The sequence below is a fragment of the Exiguobacterium sp. UBA3968 genome (assembly GCF_002385115.1).
Taxonomy (GTDB): Bacteria; Bacillota; Bacilli; order Exiguobacteriales; family Exiguobacteriaceae; genus Exiguobacterium_A.
In genome coordinates this window covers 469,592-495,133 of record NZ_DGCW01000005.1, presented here as the reverse complement: position 1 = coordinate 495,133, position 25,542 = coordinate 469,592, and the positions used below count along the sequence as shown (strand labels likewise).

The window sequence follows — 25,542 nt, the reverse complement described above, 5'->3', positions numbered from 1 at the left end:
TGCCCCCTTCTAAACTCTTAGTACAAACCAGTCAAGCTATACAATCCGATCATCAAGAAGACCGTCACTGTTTTAAGGATCGTAATCATGAAGATGTCTTTATACGACTGACGGTGCGTTAGGCCCGTGACGGCAAGTAATGTGATGACGGCACCGTTATGCGGTAACGTATCCATTCCGCCGGACGCCATCGAGATGACGCGGTGCATGACTTCCGGTGGTACGCCACCCGATGTGATTGCCTGCGTATATTTATCCGACATCGCACTTAACGCAATCCCCATTCCACCCGATGCGGAACCGGTGACACCGGCAAGCGTCGTCGTCGTGACGGCTCCGTTGACGAGCGGATTCGTAAACGTCTCCGAGATTCCGCTTGAGACGGACTTAAATCCTGGTAACGCCGCGATGACGCCACCGAAGCCATACTCAGCACCTGTATTCATGACCGCTAAGAGCGCACCACCGATACTGACGTTCAGACCAGCTTGGAAGTTCGTCTTGATCTTTCGGAAGTCATAGAGCATCGCTGCGAGAATTCCGATCAATAACGCCATTTGGACAGACCAGATCGCAAGAACGGCCGGCGTCTCGATCTTTCCGAATGCTTCTAGACCGATTGCTGAAAAATCGAATCCTTCTGGATACCATTTCGGAATCGAGAGTGTAAAGACTTTGTTCATTACGGCAACAAGGACGAGTGGGACAAAGGCAAGGACTTGGCGATAGACTGGTTGACGATCCGTCTCGAGCGTCATTTCTGGTTCGTTCTTCAACTCCATTTGCGGTGCAGTACTTGCCGCTGTCGCTTCGAATCCAGCGTACCCTTCACCCGCTTGATGGGCTTTTTTCTTGCGTGACTCGAGATACCACATGCCGACGACTAAGATGAACAAGCCACCGACTGAACCCATGATCGGCGCAGCATAGATATCTGTTTTGAAGAACGTCGTCGGAATGACGTTCTGAATCTGAGGTGTTCCTGGTAAGGCATCCATCGTGAACGTGAACGCACCAAGGGCGATCGTTCCCGGAATGAGTCGTTTCGGGATGTTTGCTTCGCGGAACAAGTTCGCAGCGAACGGATAGACAGCAAATACGACAACGAATAAGCTGACGCCGCTATATGTAAGAATGGCGCCGAGTAAGACGATGGCAAGGATAGCGCGCTTCGCACCAATCATACGAATGATTGTCTTTGCGATCGATTCCGCGATACCGGACATCTCAACGACTTTTCCGAAAATCGCTCCGAGGAGGAAGACCGGGAAGTATGCTTTGATGAAGCCGACCATCTTTTCCATGAAGATATTCGAGAAGAATGGTAACACCCAGTCAGGGTTCGTCAGTAAGACGGCGAACAAGGCACAGATTGGTGCAAATAGGATGACCGAAAAACCACGATAGGCAACGAACATCAATAAAGATAAGGCAAGAAGAATGATGACGAGTTCCATGAGTAAGATCTCCTTCAAATTTAGTAAGCGCTTTCATACCGCTTCTTCATCATTTAACAATGCAGTGTCGAGGAGGTCAATCAAATTCCCTAAAACCATAAGTACAGCTTATAGAAATCATAAGTTCACATTATAGACACAATTGATGGGACGAGTTTATTTTTCGATAAACAGGAGTTAGTCGGTTTATGGCGTATATTTCTTAAATAACGTACTTTTTTCGAAAGGATGGACGATTCATGAAAAGCATCCTTTTTGACGTCTTACATAACGTGACGCTATTAATGGCTGGTTTTTATCTACTTGGAAAATTATCACCGCTTCCGATCACGCGAGAATCTCCACGTCTCACCCGCGTACTGTATGGTCTTGCCCTGAGCATGATCTCCTTACTACTCATGCAGATGACAATCGAAGCAGCCCCCGGCGTCATGATTGATTTGCGCCATGTTCCGGTCATTGTCGCCGCCTACTTTGGAGGCGTTATTCCAACAACGATCGTGACGGTCGCGATCATTGTTTATCGCTTTAGTCTGGGAACGAACTTGGCTGCATTCACTGCATTTGGCTTCATCGTCGCTGTCGCCCTCGGAACGAGTCTGATTGTTCGTGAAATGCCGCCTTACGCAAAACGGACCTTTACACTCGTGACGCTCTATGCGACGGCTTTGCACGCCCTTGTCTTATGGATCGTCTTACCGAAACAAATCCTCTTACTCGAGGTCATGTCGGTCGTCATTCCTGCTTCTTTCGTTAGCAGTTGGCTCGCCCTTTTGATCATTCGTGATATCCGCCTGACGAAACAGTCGTTACGGGTGCTTCGGCAGAAAGCACAACTCGACTTTTTGACGGGATTGAATAATTCACGTGCTTTTAACGAATACTTCACGGATCTCAAACAACGATTGATCTTGAACAAACAGTCCATCGTGTTGTTGACGATCGATATTGATCATTTTAAACAGATCAACGATACGTATGGACATGAAGCGGGTGACGAAGTGCTACGTCAGTTTTCCAGCCGACTGCGTGATGGCGTCGCAGAGAGCGGGTATTTATCTCGTAACGGCGGTGAAGAGTTCTCCGTCTTGTTTGAAGGCGTTCCGCTCTCTGAAGTGATTCCTTTAGCAGAGCAATTACGTGAACGTATTGCCTGCAGCCCGTTCCGACTAGCGACGACCGATCTGCCACTTACAGCATCATTTGGTTTAGCCGCGTATGATGAGACGACATCTCAAATCGACCATCTCTTACCGGATGCGGATGCCGCGCTTTATCAAGCAAAACAACAAGGACGAAACCAAGTCGTCCTGTTTTCTCCTAATGCAGAATCTGCCGTCAGCTTCCAAGAATAACGATGGACGTCACCTCTGAAATCCGCTACCTTTAAAGTAGAGGCAGGTGATTGATATGAAGTTAACAAAAGGTCCTTATATCCTGATCGGTCTTCTCTTAGGACTCGTGTTCGGATTCATTGGTGACAACTTCTATTTGTATGTATCAGCAGGCATTCTCGTCGGAGCACTGCTTGAATTGTATGTCGCATACGAACAACGCAAAAAAAATAAAAAATCATGATGGAGGTACCAACATGACATTCAGTGACTTATTCCTCTCGACCCTTACGTATATCGGTGTCGCGACCGTACTCCTTGCAATTGGTGTCGTCCTGTTCGAGGTAACGACGAAATCAAAGGAACTGGAATTAATCCGTAATGGTAAGAAAGCAGCCGTTTATGCATTCGGTGGACGTATTCTCGGTCTTGCCATCGTCCTCTATTCGAGTATCTCGAACTCCGTCAGCATTCTCGATATGGTCTTATGGGGTGCACTCGCAATCGTCTTACAAATCGTCTTGTTCTATCTCGCGGATTTACTAATCCCACGCTTAAGCATGACGAAAGAGATTGATGCGAATAACGAAGCAGTCGGCTTGTTGCTTCTCTTCTTATCGATTTCGATCGGTTTGATCATTGCAGGATCGCTTACATATTAAGACACACGAAAACAGCCTTGGATCATTAGGATCTAGGGCTGTTTAGATTGTTGACCATGATTCGGTTATAGAAATGAGAATTACAATTATTGTCTACTAATATGAAGTGAAAGCATTGAATCCCCTCAAAAAAAACTTCTAGGACAAATTAAATTGAACCGAGAAAGTTAGTCAAAAAATGATTCATTAGGCGACCTCGAGGACCTGAGTCCGGTACTTTACCTAAATCAAGTTTTTTTTAGTTGTCTCTTGATATGACGATAGTTATAGTACTCGATATAACGTTTGGGCTCACATTTAAAGTGGTCCATGTCATCGAACTTCTAAAAATAGAGCTAAGATGACTAAGATGAGAATAAAGATGAGCGGACATGATATTATCCCTATTTCAAATGACTAATCCCTCAATCGAATGTAAAAACTTCTTGATCAGCTATGTGTATAGTCGTTTCAGAAGTGAAAGCGCTAATCCAGTACATGCCGAAAAATGCTACATTGACCCTCGAACATTTCAATTGCCCCAATCAAGCTCATTAAGCAAAAGAAAAAGTTCTCAAGCCGTCTGTACTCATCCGTATCTATACAATGATAAATTGAATCGTATAATCTGATTCCGAGGCTACGTGAAGATTCGCTTCAAGTTGTCTGATTTGATCTGGATTGAAGGTGCGTCTGTTCATAAATAGTTCTCACGTCTAAATTAAATAGGTACATATCTTTAAACATAAAAACCTCCGAATGGGGTCTTTTATCAAGTGTCCATCATTCAGGGTTCAGTTCATGATGGATAATTGGTTCATCTGTAATACATTAGAATGAGGTGTCAACATTAGCTATCAGTATAATGATTTCATTATATTGAATAAAATATCAAAAAATAGAGTTTAATAAATAAAAATCCATAAATTAATCGTTATATTTTCTATTATATGACAAATGTTAATATTAACTGTAACGCATAGCAGAAAATACAAAACCCATAACGACCTCGTTTAAAATAGTATTACCAAATAAACTTCAACATAGGATTCGTTATGAGCTATATTCATCTTACTAAATCAGAAAGAGTCAAAATAAAAACTTATCTAAAGCTTGGATTTTTAATACGAAAAATCGCTCAGCACCTTTGTCAACAGTCATCTACGATCTCGCGTTACTGAAAACGAGATCCTTCCTACAATTCAATCAACGCGAAAAGACGTTATAAGATACTTTAGGGCACGCATGCTATTCAACGCTTTGCTTGGGTCACGCATCCTTGAAAAACTGCGAAGTACATAATCGCTCAAACAGATCGCAGATGACTCTTTCACGAACAGAGATCATCGCACAGTAATATTTATCGATGAATATACAACGCATTCATCAAAAGCGATTTAAGCTTTTTTCGACAAAAGGAAAGCACCAAAAGCCACATGAGATACAAGGTCGTTTCGGAAGAATATTTTGCTTAAATTGACAAACTGCCATATAAAATTAACTAAAAGCGGTTTAAAGCTTATCAGCTAGACAAAATGTTTATAATTGTATCTGGATTTAAGTTCGGTTGTCCTTGTCTAGCATAATATAGAGAGAAACGTGATGATACATCTTTAGAGAATTGACTAGATACAGTGAGAATCTTTTGGTATGGAAAATCATCTGGACTAATAGATACTAATTGTTGAAAATCAATAAAACCACCTGGGAAATCTGAATATGGAGGTATAAAATGATACCCTAAACTATTGGAGTGTCCATTTCTGAACCATCGTGCTAATTCATCTCTACTCTTGGTAACTTTTTTTGGTACATCCATTTCAGAATCGGTATATTGTTTCATCGCATCGAAAAATTGTTGCTTTGTGCTTGAGAATCCGCTGACATCTTCAAAATTTGTAATTTTAGCCAAAAGTACTTTAGAGTACTTTTCCTGAGCCATTTCGCAAGCTGGAGTAAGTATAAAATAATACTCATCATTATGACTTAAAATATCTCCGAAGAACAAATTATTTCTGACAGGAGGATATATATAAAATTCCGCAGAATGAAATGGTTCGAAGCTTCCGTCTTCACCATTAATCCCTAAATATTCTTGCAAAAGATAAAAAGTATACCTTAACAAAGATTTTTGCTGAGTACTTTTATCCTCTATAGAGTTCCATTGATTAAAATTTTCAGAAAAATGAACCCAAAAAATATTTTGCAAATATTCTTCTATAGGACCGCTTGCTTTTAAAGCTTGGGACAAACCACTTTCTATCCAAGTTTTTATTTGATTTAATATTTCACTAGCGTCTTCTGATTTAGAGTATACTTTGTAAAATTCATTATCGTCATTTAAATCATCAGGTTTTGCATCTTCAGGATGACCACTTCTAACTATTATTGGTATTCTTAATTTTTTAGTAATGATGTTTATTAATTTATTACCTTCTAACGTTTCCCCGCTCAAACGAGTATTACTTAAACTTAAGTCAATTATAGCAACATCAAAATCGTCTTCCAAAAGTATAGAAAGACTGTCTTCATATGTAGAAGAAGTTTTATATTTAATTAAATAATTTTCATTACTTTCGTTGAACTCTTCAATAGTGTCTTCAAGAACTTGTATATGATCTTTCTTATCTTCTACAATCAAAACTTTTATTTCGTATCTATTCATTTTTAAATCATTCTCCTTCTACAAAAGGTATCTCTATACTAAAGTAAGCTCCATTTTCAGAATATATTGCTTTTAATCGACCATTGTTTCTAGAAATAGCTTCTCCAGAAATCGCTAATCCAAGACCTGTCCCCTCATTTTCTTCACTTTTACCACTAAATCCCGGTTCAAATATAGATCCACTAGTAATATACGTTTCACTAATTCCAGGACCATTATCTATGATATCAATACATAATTTATTTTTTACTTTTTCACATGAAATGGTTATTTTTCTATCTAACATTGGAGTTCTTTTTAACCAGTAGATACTATTTTCAATTAAATTAGTAAATGACATTCGATAGTCTTCTAATGTACCGTATATTATCGTGTTTTTAGGTATCGTATTATAAATTTTTATCTCATTTTCTGTTAAGATTTTTTCAAATAAAATTTCGATTTCTTTGACTATATCATGTAAATTTAATGTTTTTGCTGTGCTTCTTCTAGTGCGAGTTAAAGGTTCGATTTTCTTGAAAAGATTTTCTAAAGATATAGTTTGATTTACTGCGGATGTCAATCTGCTATCGATTTTTTCAGTTAAGCGATTATCTTCCTCTTTTCTTAAAAGTGGTTCAATCCATTTTTTTATTCTAGGGAGTTGATTAAATAAATACCCCACTGAATTACGACCTTCATGGAGAACAACTGTGACAATTTTACCTACAGTTGCCTGTCCCTGATACATTGCTATTATTTCTGTGATTTTTTTTAAATTTTGTTCCTTCTCATTTGTGAGTTTTTCGACTTGAGAGGCAATACTCTCTTTAATTTCTTTGACTACAGTTTCGATTTCCTCTGGATTATTTTTTATTTTTCCCAATCCATCTTCCAACTGTAAATTCACATATTTGTTTATCGATGAAAAATCTGTCAATGAATTAATATATTCTACTGATGTTTTCAGTTTTTTCTTTTTTTGATACATTTGTCTATATACTGTTCTTCTATTTTCTAACTCAGTAATTACATTTTTCATTAATGATTTTAATCTTTCATAATGTTCAGAGTCTTTTAACCCATCTCTAGCACTTTTTTCTTCTAAATGTGAATATTCTTCAGCTTCAATAGTAATAAATCCTATAGTTTGATCTGATCCAATTCGTTTAGAAGGACTTTGAACTCTTCTGTTATCTAATCTTAGCCAGTCAAATCCGCTATCTCCATGAGGGCGGATTCTAAAACCATTTCTATATATCCCTACACCAGAATGAAGATTTAACAACTTTTTTAATTCTGCCCTTTCTAAAACCTCAATACCTTGTTTACGCGATAATAAAGAATCAATTCCTGAGCGATCTTTATCATATACTCTAAAATCAAACTCGACTTCACCACAATTTTTTTCATTTTTTTGTAAGGGTATAAAAACATCAAAATTTTCGGTTTGCGTAGGATTAGAATAATGATTTTCATACTTAATGGTCGCATGTCCTTCATTTGAAATTGATCCATACAATCTATAATGAAATAAATCTAAAATTGAAAATTGTTCTATCTTATTAACTCGATTTTTATAATCATTTTCTCCTGAATATACATTTATAAAATGTATATAAACATCAAAATCATCTTGATTTTTATTTTTAATGGGTGAAATTAATTTTTGTAATTCGAAATCAATTTCATCTAATACTTTTTCTGTTAGTAATTCTGAATATTCTTTTCCCCCACTAATTTTTAAACACGTTCCCGAAGTCAAATTTGATGCTTCAGTAGTAAGCTCTATGTTTACATCTTTTAAAAATTCTTTTCTTTCAAATTCTTTCCAATCAATTTTTGCAATTGTTTTAGTGTTATTTTGTACAGATTCTAATTCTAAAAGATTTCCTAAAATCGCAGTTGCATATCTACCAATACCTTTTCTACCTTGATACGGTCTATTAAGATTCGGACTGAAATTTTTCTCAAGTTTAAAAGAGGTTCCAGGGACCATCCAAGAATTTTTAATAGTTTCTATAGACATGCCGTGCCCATTATCATTAATGCTTATATGCAAGTTATCATGAGTTCTTTGAAATGTTATATCTACTCTAGTTGCTTCTGCATCATAAGAATTTTTCACTAGTTCAACAATAGAAGCAGGAATGTCTTTAATCAAATCTTTTCCAATTGCTGAAATAAGTCTAGCAGCAGGTTCAAAATGGTAATGGCTCGTTTTTCTCAATTTTTTTCACTCCTTTGTGCTTATCATTTTTATCATAATCCACTAAAACTTTTAGTATAGCTTTTGCTATAGATTTAGCCATTAGTGGAGGCACTGCATTCCCTATCTGTCTATACTGTGCGTTTTGAGAACCAGAAAAATCATAATTTTTTGGAAAAGATTGAATAAGCGAAGCTTCATAAGGTGTAAAAGTTCTTGGTTGAGTCGGATGTATAAATTTCAACCCATCTTTTTGCATATGAGCTAAAATAGTATTCGATGGTTTGACCCAAGAATGTTTAACATAAGTATCTTTATGATTTTTTTTATCGTAAGGATATAAATTATTTAATAAACTAAAGTTATATTTTAGGTTTTTATTTACAAAATTAGAAGAACTACTTCCTTGTGGCATTAAAGAAAACATAATAAGATCTCTTATATTGTGTTTTCTAGTTTTATGAAGAGTAATTTCGCTTTTTATATTTGTGCTTAGATTAAAACTTTTTGCCAAACTATTGTATTCAACACAAAATAATTTTAGATAATCCATCTTATTTTTTTTAATATTTTTAACTATATGAATGTTATTTAGAAGAAATTCTTTTAATTTTTGGAATTCTTCTTTCTTTTCTTCAATTTGCTTTTTATAGTTATATTCAACTTCTAAAATGTTTTTGATAAATGCACTAAGGCAAATTTCTAAATTATCGATTAAATAATCTATATTTTTTAATTTATCCATTCCTAAAGTGTTAATTTCGGGTAATAAAAAAGGTAAATCGCCAATAACCTCTAATAAATTTTTTTGAGGAGAAGTACTAGCATATGAAGATATTAACGGGTTAGAAATATTATGTCTGTTAGCAACTATAATAACTCGCTTTCTTTTTTGAGCTACACCATAGTCGACACTATTTAGAACCTCAAATTTGCTATTTTCTTGATTGTCTAACCTTGTAGAATAACCTATATCTTCTAGTTGTTCACTAATGACTTCGATTGCTAATTTGTCCCTTTGTGATACATCATCTTCAAATTTTTTCGAAAGAAGTCCTTCAACATTTTCAAACACTACAAATCTCGGTTTGATTCTTCTAACTAAATCAAAAAAATGCCTAAATAATGTATTTCTCGGATCATTTTTTAAAGCTGCTTGAATCTCTTTTTTTCCTGACCTAGCAGGACCAATTAAAGAAAAGGTTTGACATGGCGGACCACCGATTATTACATCGACATCTTTACACTCTTCAATCAATAGCTCCTTATTACTTTCAAGAGTAATATCTCCTTCAAAAACTTTATCAATTCCTAAGTGATTCCTTAGTGTATTACATGCATCCTTATCAATTTCGACGGCTTTTACAATCTCAAAACATGCGTTATTGTAGCGAGCATTTAAGAACCCAGTTGAAAATCCACCTCCACCAGCAAATAAATCTAACACAGAATACTTTTTCATTATATCTAATCCTTTTTCTAAAATTATTTACGATTATTCTCGCCTTATATTTCTATTTTACTACATTTCAAAAATTACTGCGTACTAACGATGAGACTATAAATATGTTATCTACATTCTTATATTATCTTATTCTATCTTTTAGGTCTTATAATTTGGAAATATTTAAATGAAGTTAAAAATACTAATTCAAATTTATAAAAATAACATTTTTAATATGTTATTGTCTATGACATTAAGGGAGTAAATTTTTTATTCTAGTTCATCATTCTTTATCCACATTTTGCAATTGAGTCTACCTCGCTTTTTATTTATATGTTTCACTCTCTTCTAAATTACCTAAAAGCAAAACAGCCCTACATCTCTCGATTCAGGACTGTTTTCATTCTCGCTATTTTTCAAGCTCTTCTAGCTCCGTCCGCGAACGCGGAAAACCGTTCGCTTGCCACTCCGACCGATAGATCGAATCCAGTTTCGTCAATCCGACCTCATCCGGGTCCTTCGCAGCATCTGGACTTGGATCCTGATCGAGATGCGCTAAATAGTCTCGTAACGCATCGGTCTGTGTGCTCTGTTCCCGCTTCCTGAACAACAGTAGACTCGCACCGGCAATGACACCTGCTCCGAATAAATACCGTTTTTTCAAGCCCATATGGTTTCCTTCTTTCTTCCCTTAAACCAATCCACCGCCGTCACGCAGTCGTGGATGCGCGATGCGTTTGACCTTTCCTTCTTCGACCGTCAGGACATGATCGGGCTGTCGCTCGAAGTAACCCGTCTCAAGCACACCCGACCAGCTCTTCACTTCTTTTGCAAATACTCGGACGTCCGAGATGGCTGATACATCAACGTCAAGAATCACGTGACCTCCATCTGTAACGAAGGGACGATCGTCTTTCACGCGTAGTGTTGCTGAGACATGCTTATCACGTAACCGTTGTTGCACATACGGTAAGGCAAACGGATCCAGTTCGACAGGTAACGGTCCGCTTAAATGATGGACGAACTTCGAGGAATCGGTCAGATAGAGCAATTCCCGACTCATCAGCGCGACGATTTTCTCGCGAAATAGTGCACCGCCACCACCTTTGATCGTTTGAAATCGTCCGTCAATCTGATCAATCCCATCGATCGTCACATCGATTTCCATTCCCTCTTCCAAGTCGATCAACGGAATGTGTAACTGTTCCGCGAGTCGGACCGTCGCAAGTGACGTCGCCACGCCTTGAATCTCTAGTCCCGCCTGCACAAGTGGACCAAGCGCCTCGATGAACCGTTCCGTCGTCGAACCCGTCCCAAGACCCACTATCATCCCATCTTTCACGTAAGTTAGTGCTGCCTCAGCGACTAATTGTTTCTCCTGTTCATACATCCGCATCCCTCCCTACATTTCTGTTCCCGTTTCGATTCGTCTTCAATCGACGGAGAGAGATGATTCCGTTAACGTCAGGTACCGCTCAATTGCCTGGACGAGCGGTTGTTGAGCTTCCATCCAAAACGCGACAGATGTCGGATCAGCGTCGAGGTGACGTTTAACGATTTCATCGATCGTCGCTTGACCGGAATCGTGCATGACGGCATCAAAAACTGTCGAAAATTGACTCGGATCCGCTTGAACCGTCTGATAAAGACTATTGCTAAGCAGATAACCGATCGTATACGGAATATTGTAGAACGCAAGGTTCGGATTAAACAGATGACTGATGTACATCCATTTGTAGCGCGCTGGTTCAGGCAGCACTGGACCATAAGCTAAGCGCTCTTCCTCTTGTAAGAGTTCACTCAACCTTTCAGCATTGATCGTACCATGCTGACGTTCCGCATAAAAACGTTGCTCGAAACGGAACATTCCGGGAACGATACTGGCATATTTCAGCCCCTCTCGAATCTTGACCTCTAGGAGAGCAAGTACTTCCTCGCGCTCCGTCGTCTCTTTGATCGCAGCATCGAGGACGAGATTCTCCATGAATGTTGAAGCCGTCTCCGCGATACTCGTTCCTTTGACTTGGTTTAAATACGGTTCATCTTGCAGAACATAATTATGATAGGCATGACCGAATTCATGAGCAAGTGTCGCGACGTCTGGATAACTGTCACGGTACGTCATGAAAATCCGGCTCTCTTTTGCAATCGGAAAGGCAGCGCAGAATCCGCCTTCCGCTTTTCCGGGACGATTCTCCGCATCGACCCATCCCTTGTTAAACACGTTTTCAGCAAAAGCACCGAGCTTTGGATTCAACTGTTTGAATTGTTTGCTTACGATTGCCTGTGCCGTCTCAAACGGAACATGCCGCGCGGAACGATACGTATTCGTCTCAAAATCATGCCATTCTCCCGTCACCTGCTCTGCCTGGGCAATCTTGCGGGCATAATAGGCGTGAAAGAGGTCTCGGTGCTGATCGAGTGCTTCAATCATCGCTTTTAAGCTCGCTTCTGAGATCCGGTTCTGCTCAAGCAACTCGGTCAACGGTTGCTCCCAGTTCCGCATCTTGTAGGATTGCAATCTGAAGCCAGCAATCCGGTTCAGAATCGTCGCAAACAAGTCAGCTTCTTGTGCACAAGCGGTGTCAACTGCTGTCGCTGCCGCTAAACGAGCCGAACGGTCAGGTGCGAACATCGCTTCGTGTAGCCCTTGACCAATCGTGACCTGCTTTCCGTTCAAGTCGACCCGTAACGCCATGAAGCGCTGATCGTAGAGTTGTCCCCAGCCCTGAAATCCATCCACACCGAGATCCTGTAACAATTGTTCTTGAATCAGTGGTGCACGACGGGACTGGATGTCACGGCGTTCGTTTAAGAAAAAGGCGTACGGTGAATCCGTAACGAGCGCTTCCCACTCTTCTTGTGACAGAGCTGCGATCTTTGTATCGAGTGCTGCCACTTCACTGCGCACCATCGCTTGGACGACTTCGATCTCTTCAAGCAATGGATGGACTTCTACGCGCGTGACATCTTCAGCATACAGACAATAAATGAAGTCGCTCCATTCCTCGACGTCGCGCGCGACTTGCTGATAACGCTCGACCTGTTCTGCCACATCAATCGGCCGATTCGACAATGCTGTTTGTATGGAAGCGATGCCTGCTTTGACGTCATCAATCGTATAGAGTGTTTCTAATTGCCATCGTGTGTGTTGCATGTGATTTCCCCCTCTTCGTGATCTTTCCGTTCTTTCATTCGTGAGGACACTCGACTTCTCCTGTATTTTCCATATAGATACAAAAAAACTCCTTCAGTCATTGACTAAAGGAGGACATCATCACAACACGAAGAAGTAGACACATAGGAAATGCGCTAGACTACCGAGTAGTACGAAGATGTGGAAGATTTCATGGAATCCGAGATGTTTAAACGATAAGACACGCGGCTTGAGTCCATAGATGATGCCACCGATCGTATAGAAGATACCACCAAGGAACAATAGACCGATGCCGAGCGGTGATAAGACTTGCGCGAGTGGTGTGATCGCAAACACCATGATCCAGCCCATTCCGATGTAGAGCGTCGTCGATAACCAGCGTGGACTGTTGAACCAGACTAATTTGAAGGTAATTCCGGAAACAGCAATCAACATGACGATGCTAAACAAGACCCAACCCGTCGGGCCATTCAGACTGACAAGACAAAACGGTGCGTAGGAACCGGCAATCAACAAATAAATCATCGAGTGATCCAATCGTCGCCAGATCGCAATCGCCCGGTCGCTCGCAAGGACCATATGATACGTTGCCGAAACAGCATAGAGTGCCATCATACTGACCCCAAAAATAATCGCTGCGACGATGGCGAGTGATGCTCCGCGTTCTAACGATGCTTTAATGACGAGTGCGAGTAATCCGACAAAAGCAAAGACAGCCCCTCCCAAATGTGTTAATCCATTAATCGGTTCTCTCATATAAGCTTTCACTTTTGTTCCTCCCCTGATATGTAGTTTTGAATACTACATGGCGTTATATACATATTCTATCATATGATGAAGAAGTAGAAAGTCCTATTTTAACGATTTTGGAGGTTTTTTTATGACACGTTCTGACGACACGAGACATGATCGTCAATTACAGCTCGCAGATATCCCGAACATTGATCTTTATATGGATCAAGTCATCCAACTGTTTGAGCGAACATTCGAGGAAACGACGCGGAATGCGGATGAGACAATCCTGACGAAGACGATGATCAACAATTATGCCAAAAAAAAATTATTTTTTCCGGTTACGAATAAAAAGTATACGAAGGAGCACTTGATTTTAATTAGCTTGATTTATCAGTTGAAAAGTTCGTTTTCGATTAACGATATCAAGACGATCCTAACGCCCTTGAACGAAGGCATCGAACAGAATCAACTCGATCTGGAAGACTTTTATCGCACTTACCTTGAACTGACAGAACGAAATACAGCCCGTTTCATCACCGAACAAGATGCTCTTACCGCCTCGACGACCGATCCACTGGAACAGATTTTAGCACTGGCTCATATGAGTAATCTGTACCGGCGTGCAGCGGAACAATTGATCGATACCCAACTAAAAAAATAAGATAACGCTTTCACTGCGTGATACACTATAAGAAAAAACAGAGGAGGAACAGTCATGGAGATGGCGACGACTTTCTTGCGACAACTGGATCATATCGCACCAGAATTCAGAACGTATCAGGACGGTATTCTCATCGAATTGGCATTTGACCGGACGATCGGAACGGAGCAGGTATCCGCAAGCACGTTACTTGAGACAGCAGACGATTTAACGACACGATTGCGCACGCAAACTACGCAGGCTTTGCTGCTCGCTTCAAAAATCCATGCTTTTGACGCTCATGCACCGAGCCGCATCGCCGAGATGATGTCGCTTCACGGCTATTTTAAATCCCATCGTTTGTCGCATCCCCTGAATGCCTACTCCACTGCGCTGTTCATTAGTCGTATTTCTCCACAAGACATGGTACTCGAGCGGACCGTTCAGTTATACACTCTTCTTAAAAAACAGCATCGTTTCATCGTATCACCGCTGTTGACCTCCTTCGTCTATTTTCACGCTACGACACGCGGTGATTTAGACGAACTCGCTTCGCGTATTGAAGCAGTCTATCAACGACTGAAACGACGTTTCGGTCGCGCTCAACAGACGTATATCGTCGCCTTGTTATTCTCTTTATTACCAGAGGACGATTGGGATCGTTATATCGCGCAATTGGAGTCGTCCTGTAAATTACATCGTAAGCATCATGTCCCGCTGTCATTCCACGGAATGCTTGCACTACTCGGCGACCCCAACATTCATGCTTCGGCACTCCAACAGATGGCAGAGACGTTACGCTCCGATTTACGTTTTAAGTACCGGAGGGACTTGGTCTATTTGACGGCGATCCGATTATACTTGAGTCAACAAACGATCCTGCAACAACTCTTCCCATCTTCGATTCTTCCGCCGGATAGCGCCGATGCGACTCCGTTCTTGCTCTTCCCTGTTGATTTGACCGATACGTCACATGCGACAGATGGCGGAATTGACGGTGGATTCGATGGTGGAAGTGATGGTGGAAGTGATGGCGGTGGGAGTGGCGAGTAACCGTTTAAAAATAATACATTAAAAAGGGCAATCGACGTGTGGCATTTCTGCCGGACATCGATTGCCCTTTATTTTAGTCATTCTTAACCTTGTTGGTTCTCTTCATCGGATGGCTCGACATCGCCATCTTCATCAGAAGCATGCGACAAATCGGGTGCCTCTTCACTTGAAGCTTCGTCATCTGGTCGTTCTGTTTTCTCAGCTTCTTGATCTTGATGCTTCGTTTCTTTTTCATCCTTCGATTTTTCCGGAACCTCCGTATTGTCTTGCGGGTCCCGTCCGGCAATCTCATCCTTAGTCATCCGGTTTCCTGAAGTAATCGGGTCCGTCTCTTTATCATGTTGATCAGCCATTTGGCATCCCCCTTAAAATGTACTTGTTCCACATTTTAATGTATTCCCGACTGAAGAACGGTTAAACCTCAGCACGCCCTCGAACGATGTCCTCGATGAGTAATTGTTCAATCGGCTGAGGGTGATGGACCTCGTAGCCTTGCATATAAAGTTGCTCATCCAACACTTGAATCTGTTGCAATTGCGACGCGGTCTCGACTTCCTGAATCACGAGCGCGATGTTTAACGTCGACGTCAAGGAATGAACAGAGCGAATCATCGAACGCTCTAACTGATTTTGCACGAGTCGACGTGTAAAGATTGGATCGAGCTTGACTGCTTGGACTGGTAAACGCAATAACGAATTAAGTGACGCGTAGTGACTACCGAAATGATCGACCGTCAGACGGTAGCCTGCTTGGCGCAGCTGCTCCAAACGTTTGATTGCAAAACGACGACGCGTCTGCAATACTTCCTCCCGGATTTCAAGAATGAGTCGTTCGCCCGGGAAATACGATTCTTCTGTCAGTCTCAGTAATTCTGAAAAGAGTTGATCCGACTCGAACTGGCTTGCCGATAGATTGACGGCGACGGAAATCTTACGTCCAAATGTCTCCTCCAAGCGCCGTTGATCCAGGATCGCCTGACAGATCGTAAATCGACCGATGTCTGGGAAAATCTCCATCTTCTCGGCAATCGGAATAAAATCCGTCGGACTGACGAACCCAAGCACAGGATGATTCCAGCGTAGAAGCGCTTCGACCGCGACGTAGCGTTCTTGTTTCGCATCAACGATCCATTGATAGTAGAGCTCGAATTGTCCCCGTTCTAGTGCATGCGAAAGCTCTGATTCAAGAACTGATGCAAATGGATGCTGTTCCGCATTCCGATTTGGATTAACAAATGAGGTTCGCTGTTTCCCCTCGTGTTTGACTTGTTGCATCAAGGCTTCTGCTGCGTAGATTTGTGTCTGGCGACTTGCCATATCACCGGTCAGAAGACTGACGCCAGATGATGCCGTCACCTGAATCGGTTCGGCTGCAACACCAACGATCGGTTGCTCAATCGCTTCCGTGACGATGCGAGCGTAATCTTCCGCATATTGTTCGAATTCCTGTTCCTGTTCAAGTGCTGCTAAGACGACGAATTCATTCCCATCCATTCGACCGACGACATGATTCGGTAAAGGAACATATTTCAGCCGATTCGCGATTTCGCGTAGCACTTCGTTCCCTGCCCGGTACCCATGCGTCGCATTAATCGCATGGAAACGGTCGAGGTTCAACACCATTAAGAAAGCAGGATGAATCGTCACACTCGAGATCAGTCGATTCATGTATCGTTCGTTATAGACATCTGTTAGCGCATCCTTGATGACATACGTTTCGACGTTGATCGATTTACTAATGATATCCGCATACCGCTCGACGAGTGCGATATCCTGCTCCTTGAAGTCGAATGGTTGATCATCAAAGGCACATAATGTCCCGATTTTTTCATTTTCCGCATTTTTGATCGCTACTCCTAAAAAGCTACCGTTCCCAAGAGCTTTCGTGACCGGATGATTGACGGTCAATGGATCGTTGAGCAATTCATTGATCGAGACCTTCCCGTCCGTCTCATCGACGACCAGCTTACAGAGGACATGTTGGAAGACATGGGTCGAGCCTTCTTCGATCAACTGACGTTCTTGATTGATTGCCTTGACGACAAAGTTGCTGTATGAGTCGTTCAATGCAAAAAATAACGTATTGACGCCAATTCGTTCACTCAGCTTTTCAAGAATTTCCTCAACGAGTGGATGTAATGCTTCATAACGAATATGTGAGTTATTCACCGTGTCTTCCTCCTTTCTGAGTCTGTCGTCGGTCATACGCCGATCGGAAGTTGAATGATGAAGGTACTGCCTTCCCCTTCCGTCGATTGGACGGAGATTGCTCCGCCATGATCGAGGACGATCATCCGACAAATCGCGAGTCCTAAGCCCGTTCCGCCAATTTTGCGCGTATCCGAGTTATCTGCTCGGTAAAACTTATCAAAGATGTAAGGGAGCGCTTTTTCTGGAATACCAAGCCCTTCATCTGAAATCTCAATTCGTAATTGATCTGACTGATTTGATCCTTTGATCCGAATCGCGCCGCCTTCGGGCGAATATTTAATCGCGTTCATGATCAAGTTCGTAAACAGTTGTTTCATCTTCTCACTGCTGGCTGAAATCGTATAGGATCCCGGACTAAATTGGACACTGATGCGATGTGCGCGACTCGCAAGATCGAACATCGGCTTCATCTCGAACATCAATTGTTTTAAATCAAGTAATTCTTTTTGTGTTCCGTGTGTCGAGTCTTCCCCTTTTTGAATTTCCAAGATGTCATTGATCAATTCCGCCAATCGAACGGTTTCCGAATGAATCGTCTGCAAATAGCGTTTCTGCCGCTTCGGATCGACTTCTCGTTTCATCAATAACTCCGTGAAGCCCATGATCGAAGAAAGCGGTGTCCGCAACTCGTGCGAAACGATCGAGACGAACTCTGCCTGCTTAAGGTCGAGCTCCTTGTCTTTCGTCACGTCACGTAAGACAAGCATCATCCCCCATTCAACGTTCGCAATCGCAATCCGTTCAGCGTAGGCACTGAGCAACAAGTTCCCCCTGAATGCCGATAACTCGATCGTTTCTCCCGGAATATCCCCGTTCATCAGTTGACCGATGTAATCATGAAGTGCTTCCGGCTGATCGACATGTTCAAACAGCGACGTCGCCCGTTCATACGCGTGACGGAACCCTTGCGCCTGATTGACGAGCTTTGGTGGAAACATATTCAATAAGGCCTGGTTCGCATAAATCTGCTCCCCGCTACTCTCGATATATAGGACAGCTTCCCGAATCGAATCGAGTAGCTGATACGTCTTGATTTTTTCATGCTCCATTTGATGGAACAGGAGATGGCGTTCAAGCGTCATCCCAAGTTTTCGTGATAGATCAAGTAAATCCCCGACTTGTTCTAAATTGAACTGGGCGAAGGCATGGCGGATGTATAGCAGTCCGACGACTTGTCCGTTGCTTGGAGACTGCACGGGAATTGCTGACTCGAATTGGTCGCCGAGTGGCAATTGTACCGATTTACGCATGACGAATGCGCGACGCAAGACCGAATATTGATCGAGATCTTTTTCGATCAGCTCCATATCGTCGATCCCTTGTGCGACGAAATGATTTAACTGCTCCCGCCGGTACAAGAGGATAGCTCCTTCTTCTACCTCAAGCAGTTGCAACAAGATCATCAAGACAGTCTCACAGGCTGCTTCAACATTTTGTGTCGCCAACGCTTCCATGATTTCATTGCGTTGCTTCAATTTCACTTCGACGTTTCGTAAATTCTGTTGTAATCGATTGATTTCACGTTGATCGAGTGATGTGAATCGTGCCTCAGTTGATGCCGGAACCGTTCCTTGGCGCAATCGGTAAGGGCGATCCTTCGAGTGGTCGCGTAAAATTCGTTTCAACGTGTATCCTCCTTTCTGATTTCATTCATGCTTCAAATTATATCACGGTCCGTACCGTATCAACAGTTCCAGCACTGTCTTCCTTACATGCTGGTTTGCACTAATGTACGAAATGATTCTTCAAAGGAACGGTCCGCATCACGCGTCCGTTTTTTCGGTCCCTTCGTACGCCCGCCTGCTCGTCGGATTTGTTGTCCGACATGGCGAGTGTGGAGCAATAAATCGATATTATCATTCGTGAACTGGCGACCATTTTGATCAATTGCGAGTCCCCCTCGCGCTAAGACGAGTGCTGCCAGACCAAAATCCTGGGTCACAACGAGATCGCCACGTTTCATCCGATTGACGATCGCATAGTCGACGGCATCTGGTCCTTGTCCGACGGTAATCGTCGTCGCTCCTTCTCGGATCATCTGGTGTGCCGTATCACAAACTAAAAAGACGTCACGTCCCTGTCGGTGTCGAATGACAAGATCGACAACGGGACATCCGTCCGCATCTACGAAAATAGACATTTGAATCCTCCCTTATTGTTTCCACTATCAGTGTCACAAATCGAAAGATTTTTTGTCAAGTCGCGCTTCCCATTTGACCGTCTCTTCGTTCTTCCGGACAATAGAAAAGAGAGGATGTGTTGAAATGAACGCTGCGACGTTCCAATCTTTTTACCTGTTATTAAAAAAAACGAAACCACCGGTCGGTTTATTATCTGCCGCCGTTTCCGTCTCCGTCATCCAAGCGCTGGCTGCGCTCGCCATTCCTTGGTTCTTAAAGACGTTGATTGATGGTTTTACTGTCGATCGACTGACACCACAATTGATCAGTCTATTTGTGATCGTTTTCCTCGTCCAAGTCGTCGCGAACGCTTTATCGATCTATTGGTTACAGATCGTCGGTCAACGGATCGTCGCCAATTTACGAACGCTTCTATGGAAGCATCTATTAACGCTATCGATTCCGTTCTATGATGAGACAAAATCCGGTGAGCTCGTCTCACGACTCAATAGTGACGCAACGACACTTCAGCAATTGCTATCGGAACAACTCGTCCGTTTGCTGACGTCACTCGTCTCAATCATCGGAGCAATCACGATCCTATTCTTCCTCGATTGGCAAATGACGCTCGTCATGGTCATCGCTGTCCCCGTGACCTTGTTGATCATCATTCCGCTCGTCCGCAAATTACACAAGATTTCTCGTGAGACTCAGAAGGAACTTGCAGGATTATCCGGTTTTTTTGCCGAGATGCTCGGTGAGGTCCGACTCGTCAAATCACAAGCAACAGAAGACTATGAGCTGGGACGAGGAAAAACGCGGATTGAGAACTTATACGGATATGGTGTGAAGGAAGGACGAATTCAAGCCCTCTTGTTGCCGATCTTTAACGTCACTCTAACGACGATGCTGATCTTGATCATCGGTTTTGGTGCCTACCGCGTTGCGACGAACCAGATCACGGCGGGTGAACTCGTCGCCTTTTCGCTCTATTTGTTCCAAATCATGACACCGCTCGTGACGATGACTGAATTCATCACGAAGTTACAGAAAGCACGCGGTGCGACAGAGCGAATCATCGAGCTTCTCGATGAATCACCGGAAGCACCTGGAACGCTTGTAGCATCTCGTCCGTTTACGGAAGTGACGGTCGAACACCTGTCATTTGGATACAATGAGACGTCGATCTTACAGAATGTCAGCTTTACGTTACCACGCGGCAAGACGACAGCAATCGTCGGTCCGAGTGGCTCCGGTAAAACGACATTATTTGCGTTACTTGAGCGATTTTATCAACCGACGTCAGGACAAATCCGTCTCGGAGATCAACCCATTTCTGATTTGACGTTATCGTCTTGGCGACAGGCAATCGGATATGTCGCGCAGGATTCCCCCGTCTTATCAGGAACGATTCGTGACAATCTCGTCTACGGTCTGACAGATGACATCAGTGAAGACAAAATCCGTGCGGCTGCACGGATGGCGAATGCCGATACGTTCATCGAACGATTCCCGGAAGGTTATGCGACTGAGATTGGAGAACGGGGTGTCAAACTGTCTGGTGGTCAACGCCAACGAATTGCGATTGCACGTGCACTCCTCCGTGATCCGGAAATTCTGTTGCTTGACGAAGCGACATCCAGTCTCGATTCCGAGTCGGAACGTGTCGTTCAAGAAGCACTCGAGCGATTAATGGTCGGACGGACAACGTTTGTCATCGCCCATCGTCTCGCGACGGTCCGTCATGCCGATCAAATCATCGTTCTTGAAGATGGTCAGATTTCAGGTATCGGGACACATGATCGACTTGTCGTCGACAATCCATTGTATAATAAGCTCGTAACGCAACAATTCATCGGCACGGAACGTGCAAGGGGGAATCACGTATGAAGACAGTCGGTTTCATCGGATTAGGTGTCATGGGACAAGGCATGGTCCGCAATCTGCGTAAGGCAGGTTTTACAGTCAAAGGATACAATCGCACGAAAGAGAAAGGACTCGTCCTTGAAGCAGATGGTGTCGAAATCGTCGATACGATTCAAGATGTCGTCACGGATGTCGACGTCGTCATCTCGATCGTCGGTTATCCGCAAGACGTCGAGCAGATCTACTTCGAAGACGGCATACTCGATCATGCGACACCAGGAACGATTCTGATTGATATGACGACGTCTAGTCCGGCTCTTGCTGAACGAATCGCGCAGGAAGCGACAGCACGCGGTCTTCAGGCACTTGACGCACCTGTCACGGGCGGTGATCTCGGTGCGAAGAACGGAACACTCGCGATTCTCGTCGGTGGTGAAGAAGCGGCTTTCGCACAAGCGAAGCCATTATTCGAGGCGATGGGGAAATCGATTTCACTCTTCGGTGGTCCTGGTAAAGGACAATCGGCGAAGCTCGCGAACCAAATCGCAATCGCCGGATCGATGATTGGAACAGCGGAGATGTTGTTGTTCGTCACACGATCCGGAATCGATCCGACACAGTTCATCGAGACGATCAAATCTGGTTCTGCCGGTAGCTGGAGTCTTGAGAACTTGATTCCGCGCGTCATCGCCGAAAACTACTCACCTGGTTTCTTCGTCAAACACTTCATCAAGGATATGCGCCTTGCCCTCGAACGCGGCGCTGAGATGGGTATCGCGACACCTGGTCTCGCACTCACGAAAGACTTATACGAACAACTTGCTGAGCTGGGTCACGCCGATTCCGGTACACAAGCGCTTTATCTATTGCTCGCTGAGCGTTCACGCGCTTCCGTAGAATAAGCAAAAGCCTGTACGCTACGTCTACTGACGTAATGTACAGGCTTTTTTACGTTCATCCCTTAACGGAACGTGTTGGTTTCAAGCGTTCATAGAAGTGTGCCATCGTCGTATCGAAGTATGGCGTCAAGAAGATGACACCCACTGTACTGAGTAGTGCGAGGATCCCCCAGCCGATGAAACTCAAGTAAAGCATGATCAGTTCACGCTTATGCCCTTTCATCATCCGGCGGCTTTCACCAAGTACTTGCCAAAACGATAATTCCGGTCGATCGACTAAAATATACGGAACGAGACGATATGCTAGGTAAAAGTATAGTGCCGGTAAGATCAAAAATGATCCAACATAGACCAATACCGTTACGATCGCATATGCGGCAATCGTCCGGAAGGCACGTCGAAACGAAGAAAATCCTTCGAATAACGTTCCGATTCCCGCGGACTCTCCGCGCGTGAAACGTAAGTACGCAATTGTTCGTCCCACCGTCACCGGAGCCAGGACGATCGTGACGACCATGTTCAGTGCGATGAATCGAACCATACTATCAATGTCATCTTGGTCAAATGACATCCGGCTTGCAGCGAGCGCAAAAATAAGGAAGTAGATGATCGAGATGCTTAATCCGACCAACCATTGTCCTTTTAACGTACCAAGAGCAGCTTGTTTCAATTGTTTAGGGTTCATGTCGTACTCCTTTATATCCACTATTTCCACTTTTGATTTTAGCCCAGTTCCTTTGAAAAACCTAGTTCTCCCACTCTGCTTTTCATCTGCTTGAAGCGAATCGTCGAAAAGTCGTCACGAGCGCATGAAAAAATCCATTTCCCTCATCTCAACAGATCAGAAAAATGGATTGATTCACTCGATGATCATCCTAGGAGTCGTGTCAACGCCTCAACGCGTTCCTTTTGAATGGCACCGTCTTGTAAGACCGCCGATCCTACATGCAGTTCGGACGCCTTCGTTGCTTCAAGAAGTGCCTCTGCATTTTCAAGTGTGATGCCGGATCCTGGTAAGATGATCAAGTCCGGATAGTCTGCAATCAAGCGTGCGATCGTCTCTTTACCTTCTAGTGCCGTCGCTTGACCACCTGACGTCAAGATCCGGTCGACTTCCGGAAAATCAGCGAGTACTTCTGCCGCTTCAAGAATATCACGACTACTGTCGATTGCTCGGTGGAACGTCAATGACAGTTCCCCTTTATGTTTGATGATGCGACCGAGGAAACCTTCGTCGACACGACCGTCTGCTGTCAATGAGCCGACGACGATCCCGGCTGCACCGAGTTCACGGATCAAGTCAATATCCGTGATGATTGTCTCCTCATCTGATTTCGAGTAGACGAACGATTTGCTATGTGGTCGCACGAGGACGTGAACCGGAATCTCAACCGTCGAGACGACCTGACGGATCAGTCCGTAGCTCGGCGTCAATCCCCCTTCGGATAATGCGGAAACGAGCTCGATCCGGTCCGCTCCGGCTTGTTCTGCTGCGACCGCTTCTTCTACGGTCGATGCAATGATTTCTAACATGATACATCCCTCCCGCATCAGTGTATCATGAGACGACCATCCAGTTCACGCGTTCGTTGAACAGTTTCATCTCCCATGATGGCGGATAGGAAGCTGGGCTGAGGACGATTTTCGCGCGCCGGAACTCTGCCACTTTATATTTTCGGTTTCCTTGGAACTCGTCATTGGCTAAGAAGGCGTAGACATCTTTTGTGCAACTAATGACCGCTTTTTGGATAAGTGACGATTCGATATCATCACTGACAAAGCCTCGCTCAATCTCAGCACCATCAAACGATAGGAAACAGGCATCAAAAGCATAGGCATCCAGCGCTTGCAATACCTCGACCCCGACCGTCTGTCCGTATGCATCGACTGTTCCGCCTAACAATCGAATTTCCCCAGTGAACGGTCCCGTCTTACGGCACTGCTCCAAGTGACTGGCGACGATCAGTGAATTCGTGACAATCGTCGCGTTTCCCGTTAAATAAGGTAACAAATGCTCGACCGGTTCTCCCCGTCCGAGAAAGATACAGGAATAGTCACTGAGCCACCCTTTCGCATAGCGCGCTAAACGGCGGGACAGCTGATCCGTTCGCCGTGAGATCGGCGTCTCCCGTTTTCCTCCTTGATAGATAGCACCGCCATAGACACGCTTCAATTGACGTTCGCGTTCCAACTCCTCTAAGTAGCGTCGTACCGTTTCTCCCGAGACATCGAGACGTTCGATCAAATCCTTCGTCATGACTTTCCCTTCCTCTTCCAGCCATTCCATGATGCGTGATTTCCGCTCTTCTCCTAATAACGACACGTGCGCTTCCCCCTTTACAGACCAGTTCTAGTTCTAGTGTAGCGAACGTCTGTAAAGGTCTTGTAAATCCGATGTAAATAAACGTGTAGTTCCTATGAAATGTCGTTGAATTCGTCCGTTATCCGACTCTTTCATCAAACGAAAGACGCGCCTGCCTCTCAATGAGTGAGATGCAGACGCGTCATTAGTCGTTCATTCAGATGATTTCTTTGCAAAGAGTGGAATCTTAGACTCTGTTCCTTGGCGAATCCGTTGGATGTTATCACGGTGCTTGAAGATGACGAACAACGCAAGAACCGTAAAGAAGGTCGGAACGATCCAATCGTTCGTCAAGACGCCGATCGTGATCGACACGACAATCCCGACACTTGCTGCGACGATCGAACTGAGCGAGACCATCCGGCTCAGGCGAAGTGTCGTCAAAAAGGATACGAGCAGAAAGATGAAGAGAATCGGACTCGTCACGAGCAACATCCCACCAGACGTCGCGACTGCCTTTCCGCCCTTGAACTTTGCGAAAATCGGATAGATATGACCGACGACAGCCGCTAATCCAGCAAACAGCGGATGCACATCCGCGCCCATCAAGATCGGAACAAGGCTCGCGACGGCTCCTTTTCCAAGATCACCGATCAAGACGATGATTCCTGCCTTTTTCCCCAAGACACGGAACGTATTCGTCGTTCCGAGATTCCCGCTACCTTGTTGACGAATATCGATTCCGTGTCCCCATTTCCCGACAAGTAATGCGAACGGAATCGAACCAAGCAGATAGCCAAGAACCAAAATCCCTATGATTTCAATCATAG

24 protein-coding genes are annotated in these 25,542 nt (G+C 43.6%); 8 read left to right on the top strand and 16 right to left on the bottom strand.

Annotated features, from left to right (window positions below):
• Nucleotides 1-17: 17 nt before the first annotated feature.
• Complete coding sequence (locus tag B3S86_RS04145) at nt 18-1,226, bottom strand: GntP family permease (protein WP_369814198.1); 1,209 nt, start codon at nt 1,224-1,226, stop codon at nt 18-20.
• A 470-nt stretch (nt 1,227-1,696) separates the two neighbouring features.
• On the opposite strand from B3S86_RS04145, the gene B3S86_RS04140 reads away from it, so the two are divergent.
• The 4 genes from B3S86_RS04140 (at nt 1,697) to B3S86_RS15385 (ending at nt 4,613) form a co-directional block, all read left to right on the top strand.
• The gene (locus tag B3S86_RS04140) at nt 1,697-2,812 is read left to right on the top strand and encodes a GGDEF domain-containing protein (protein ID WP_290749411.1); all 1,116 of its coding nucleotides are present in this window, start codon (nt 1,697-1,699) and stop codon (nt 2,810-2,812) included.
• A 55-nt stretch (nt 2,813-2,867) separates the two neighbouring features.
• Nucleotides 2,868-3,035 (top strand): hypothetical protein, encoded by a 168-nt coding sequence (locus B3S86_RS04135; RefSeq protein ID WP_197026221.1) that lies wholly within the window; start codon nt 2,868-2,870, stop codon nt 3,033-3,035.
• 13 nt (nt 3,036-3,048) lie between these two features.
• Nucleotides 3,049-3,453: a DUF350 domain-containing protein gene (locus B3S86_RS04130; protein ID WP_214729562.1), complete on the top strand. Its 405-nt coding sequence runs from the start codon at nt 3,049-3,051 to the stop codon at nt 3,451-3,453.
• A 1,034-nt stretch (nt 3,454-4,487) separates the two neighbouring features.
• Nucleotides 4,488-4,613: a helix-turn-helix domain-containing protein gene (locus B3S86_RS15385; protein ID WP_414651162.1), complete on the top strand. Its 126-nt coding sequence runs from the start codon at nt 4,488-4,490 to the stop codon at nt 4,611-4,613.
• A gap of 341 nt (nt 4,614-4,954) precedes the next feature.
• Here B3S86_RS15385 and B3S86_RS04125 read toward each other — a convergent pair whose 3' ends face one another.
• From B3S86_RS04125 to trhA, 7 genes are all read right to left on the bottom strand, one after another.
• Nucleotides 4,955-6,097, bottom strand: a complete 1,143-nt coding sequence (locus tag B3S86_RS04125) for a hypothetical protein (protein ID WP_290749406.1) — start codon at nt 6,095-6,097, stop codon at nt 4,955-4,957.
• Nucleotides 6,098-6,104: 7 nt separating this feature from the next.
• Complete coding sequence (locus tag B3S86_RS04120; protein WP_290749403.1) at nt 6,105-8,306, bottom strand: sensor histidine kinase; 2,202 nt, start codon at nt 8,304-8,306, stop codon at nt 6,105-6,107.
• Nucleotides 8,278-9,747, bottom strand: a complete 1,470-nt coding sequence (locus tag B3S86_RS04115; RefSeq protein ID WP_290749401.1) for a DNA cytosine methyltransferase — start codon at nt 9,745-9,747, stop codon at nt 8,278-8,280. Before B3S86_RS04115 ends, B3S86_RS04120 begins: the two co-directional genes overlap by 29 nt.
• Before the next feature lie 391 nt (nt 9,748-10,138).
• Nucleotides 10,139-10,399, bottom strand: a complete 261-nt coding sequence (locus tag B3S86_RS04110; RefSeq protein WP_029341295.1) for a hypothetical protein — start codon at nt 10,397-10,399, stop codon at nt 10,139-10,141.
• Nucleotides 10,400-10,420: 21 nt separating this feature from the next.
• Nucleotides 10,421-11,119 carry a ribose-5-phosphate isomerase RpiA gene (gene rpiA / locus B3S86_RS04105; protein ID WP_290749398.1) on the bottom strand — a complete coding sequence of 233 codons (699 nt, stop codon included), beginning with the start codon at nt 11,117-11,119 and terminating at the stop codon, nt 10,421-10,423.
• A 42-nt stretch (nt 11,120-11,161) separates the two neighbouring features.
• Nucleotides 11,162-12,886, bottom strand: coding sequence for a M3 family oligoendopeptidase (locus B3S86_RS04100; protein WP_290749395.1), 1,725 nt, complete (start codon nt 12,884-12,886; stop codon nt 11,162-11,164).
• Between the two features lie 120 nt (nt 12,887-13,006).
• Nucleotides 13,007-13,654: a PAQR family membrane homeostasis protein TrhA gene (gene trhA, locus B3S86_RS04095; protein WP_053453003.1), complete on the bottom strand. Its 648-nt coding sequence runs from the start codon at nt 13,652-13,654 to the stop codon at nt 13,007-13,009.
• A 112-nt stretch (nt 13,655-13,766) separates the two neighbouring features.
• On the opposite strand from trhA, the gene B3S86_RS04090 reads away from it, so the two are divergent.
• Complete coding sequence (locus B3S86_RS04090) at nt 13,767-14,282, top strand: DUF1836 domain-containing protein (protein ID WP_035408615.1); 516 nt, start codon at nt 13,767-13,769, stop codon at nt 14,280-14,282.
• Nucleotides 14,283-14,336: 54 nt separating this feature from the next.
• A complete protein-coding gene (locus B3S86_RS04085; protein ID WP_290749389.1) occupies nt 14,337-15,314 on the top strand; it encodes a DUF4003 family protein in 978 nt (325 codons plus the stop codon).
• A gap of 83 nt (nt 15,315-15,397) precedes the next feature.
• Here B3S86_RS04085 and B3S86_RS04080 read toward each other — a convergent pair whose 3' ends face one another.
• From B3S86_RS04080 to B3S86_RS04065, 4 genes are all read right to left on the bottom strand, one after another.
• Nucleotides 15,398-15,667, bottom strand: coding sequence for a hypothetical protein (locus tag B3S86_RS04080; protein WP_035408622.1), 270 nt, complete (start codon nt 15,665-15,667; stop codon nt 15,398-15,400).
• 61 nt (nt 15,668-15,728) lie between these two features.
• A complete protein-coding gene (locus tag B3S86_RS04075; protein WP_290749385.1) occupies nt 15,729-17,483 on the bottom strand; it encodes an EAL domain-containing protein in 1,755 nt (584 codons plus the stop codon).
• Nucleotides 17,484-17,515: 32 nt separating this feature from the next.
• Nucleotides 17,516-19,150, bottom strand: coding sequence for a sensor histidine kinase (locus B3S86_RS04070; protein ID WP_231496873.1), 1,635 nt, complete (start codon nt 19,148-19,150; stop codon nt 17,516-17,518).
• Nucleotides 19,151-19,233: 83 nt separating this feature from the next.
• Entirely contained in the window at nt 19,234-19,665 is a 432-nt protein-coding gene (locus B3S86_RS04065; RefSeq protein ID WP_290749380.1) for a YaiI/YqxD family protein, read from the bottom strand.
• Nucleotides 19,666-19,789: 124 nt separating this feature from the next.
• Here B3S86_RS04065 and B3S86_RS04060 point away from each other — a divergent pair, with 124 nt between their 5' ends.
• Complete coding sequence (locus B3S86_RS04060) at nt 19,790-21,535, top strand: ABC transporter ATP-binding protein (RefSeq protein WP_290749377.1); 1,746 nt, start codon at nt 19,790-19,792, stop codon at nt 21,533-21,535.
• Complete coding sequence (locus B3S86_RS04055; RefSeq protein WP_214857215.1) at nt 21,532-22,413, top strand: NAD(P)-dependent oxidoreductase; 882 nt, start codon at nt 21,532-21,534, stop codon at nt 22,411-22,413. The genes B3S86_RS04060 and B3S86_RS04055 overlap by 4 nt, the downstream gene beginning before the upstream one ends.
• A gap of 52 nt (nt 22,414-22,465) precedes the next feature.
• Here the strand turns inward: B3S86_RS04055 and B3S86_RS04050 are convergent, their stop codons facing one another.
• The 4 genes from B3S86_RS04050 to plsY all read right to left on the bottom strand — a co-directional run bounded on the left by B3S86_RS04050 (nt 22,466) and on the right by plsY (nt 25,540).
• Nucleotides 22,466-23,095 (bottom strand): DUF975 family protein, encoded by a 630-nt coding sequence (locus B3S86_RS04050; protein WP_035408632.1) that lies wholly within the window; start codon nt 23,093-23,095, stop codon nt 22,466-22,468.
• Nucleotides 23,096-23,280: 185 nt separating this feature from the next.
• Nucleotides 23,281-23,943, bottom strand: coding sequence for a copper homeostasis protein CutC (locus tag B3S86_RS04045; RefSeq protein ID WP_290749373.1), 663 nt, complete (start codon nt 23,941-23,943; stop codon nt 23,281-23,283).
• A gap of 25 nt (nt 23,944-23,968) precedes the next feature.
• The gene (locus B3S86_RS04040; protein ID WP_056060593.1) at nt 23,969-24,733 is read right to left on the bottom strand and encodes a DeoR/GlpR family DNA-binding transcription regulator; all 765 of its coding nucleotides are present in this window, start codon (nt 24,731-24,733) and stop codon (nt 23,969-23,971) included.
• 192 nt (nt 24,734-24,925) lie between these two features.
• Entirely contained in the window at nt 24,926-25,540 is a 615-nt protein-coding gene (plsY, locus tag B3S86_RS04035) for a glycerol-3-phosphate 1-O-acyltransferase PlsY (protein WP_035408639.1), read from the bottom strand.
• Between the last annotated feature and the right edge of the window lie 2 nt (nt 25,541-25,542).

Coding starts and splice junctions, on each gene's coding strand:
- B3S86_RS04145 (WP_369814198.1), bottom strand. CDS start 1,226: ATGTCCGGTATCGCGGAATCGATCGCAAAGACAATCATTCGTATGATT.
- B3S86_RS04140 (WP_290749411.1), top strand. CDS start 1,697: ATGAAAAGCATCCTTTTTGACGTCTTACATAACGTGACGCTATTAATG.
- B3S86_RS04135 (WP_197026221.1), top strand. CDS start 2,868: ATGAAGTTAACAAAAGGTCCTTATATCCTGATCGGTCTTCTCTTAGGA.
- B3S86_RS04130 (WP_214729562.1), top strand. CDS start 3,049: ATGACATTCAGTGACTTATTCCTCTCGACCCTTACGTATATCGGTGTC.
- B3S86_RS15385 (WP_414651162.1), top strand. CDS start 4,488: ATGAGCTATATTCATCTTACTAAATCAGAAAGAGTCAAAATAAAAACT.
- B3S86_RS04125 (WP_290749406.1), bottom strand. CDS start 6,097: ATGAATAGATACGAAATAAAAGTTTTGATTGTAGAAGATAAGAAAGAT.
- B3S86_RS04115 (WP_290749401.1), bottom strand. CDS start 9,747: ATGAAAAAGTATTCTGTGTTAGATTTATTTGCTGGTGGAGGTGGATTT.
- B3S86_RS04110 (WP_029341295.1), bottom strand. CDS start 10,399: ATGGGCTTGAAAAAACGGTATTTATTCGGAGCAGGTGTCATTGCCGGT.
- rpiA (WP_290749398.1), bottom strand. CDS start 11,119: ATGTATGAACAGGAGAAACAATTAGTCGCTGAGGCAGCACTAACTTAC.
- B3S86_RS04100 (WP_290749395.1), bottom strand. CDS start 12,886: ATGCAACACACACGATGGCAATTAGAAACACTCTATACGATTGATGAC.
- B3S86_RS04090 (WP_035408615.1), top strand. CDS start 13,767: ATGACACGTTCTGACGACACGAGACATGATCGTCAATTACAGCTCGCA.
- B3S86_RS04085 (WP_290749389.1), top strand. CDS start 14,337: ATGGAGATGGCGACGACTTTCTTGCGACAACTGGATCATATCGCACCA.
- B3S86_RS04080 (WP_035408622.1), bottom strand. CDS start 15,667: ATGGCTGATCAACATGATAAAGAGACGGACCCGATTACTTCAGGAAAC.
- B3S86_RS04065 (WP_290749380.1), bottom strand. CDS start 19,665: ATGTCTATTTTCGTAGATGCGGACGGATGTCCCGTTGTCGATCTTGTC.
- B3S86_RS04060 (WP_290749377.1), top strand. CDS start 19,790: ATGAACGCTGCGACGTTCCAATCTTTTTACCTGTTATTAAAAAAAACG.
- B3S86_RS04055 (WP_214857215.1), top strand. CDS start 21,532: ATGAAGACAGTCGGTTTCATCGGATTAGGTGTCATGGGACAAGGCATG.
- B3S86_RS04050 (WP_035408632.1), bottom strand. CDS start 23,095: ATGAACCCTAAACAATTGAAACAAGCTGCTCTTGGTACGTTAAAAGGA.
- B3S86_RS04045 (WP_290749373.1), bottom strand. CDS start 23,943: ATGTTAGAAATCATTGCATCGACCGTAGAAGAAGCGGTCGCAGCAGAA.
- plsY (WP_035408639.1), bottom strand. CDS start 25,540: ATGATTGAAATCATAGGGATTTTGGTTCTTGGCTATCTGCTTGGTTCG.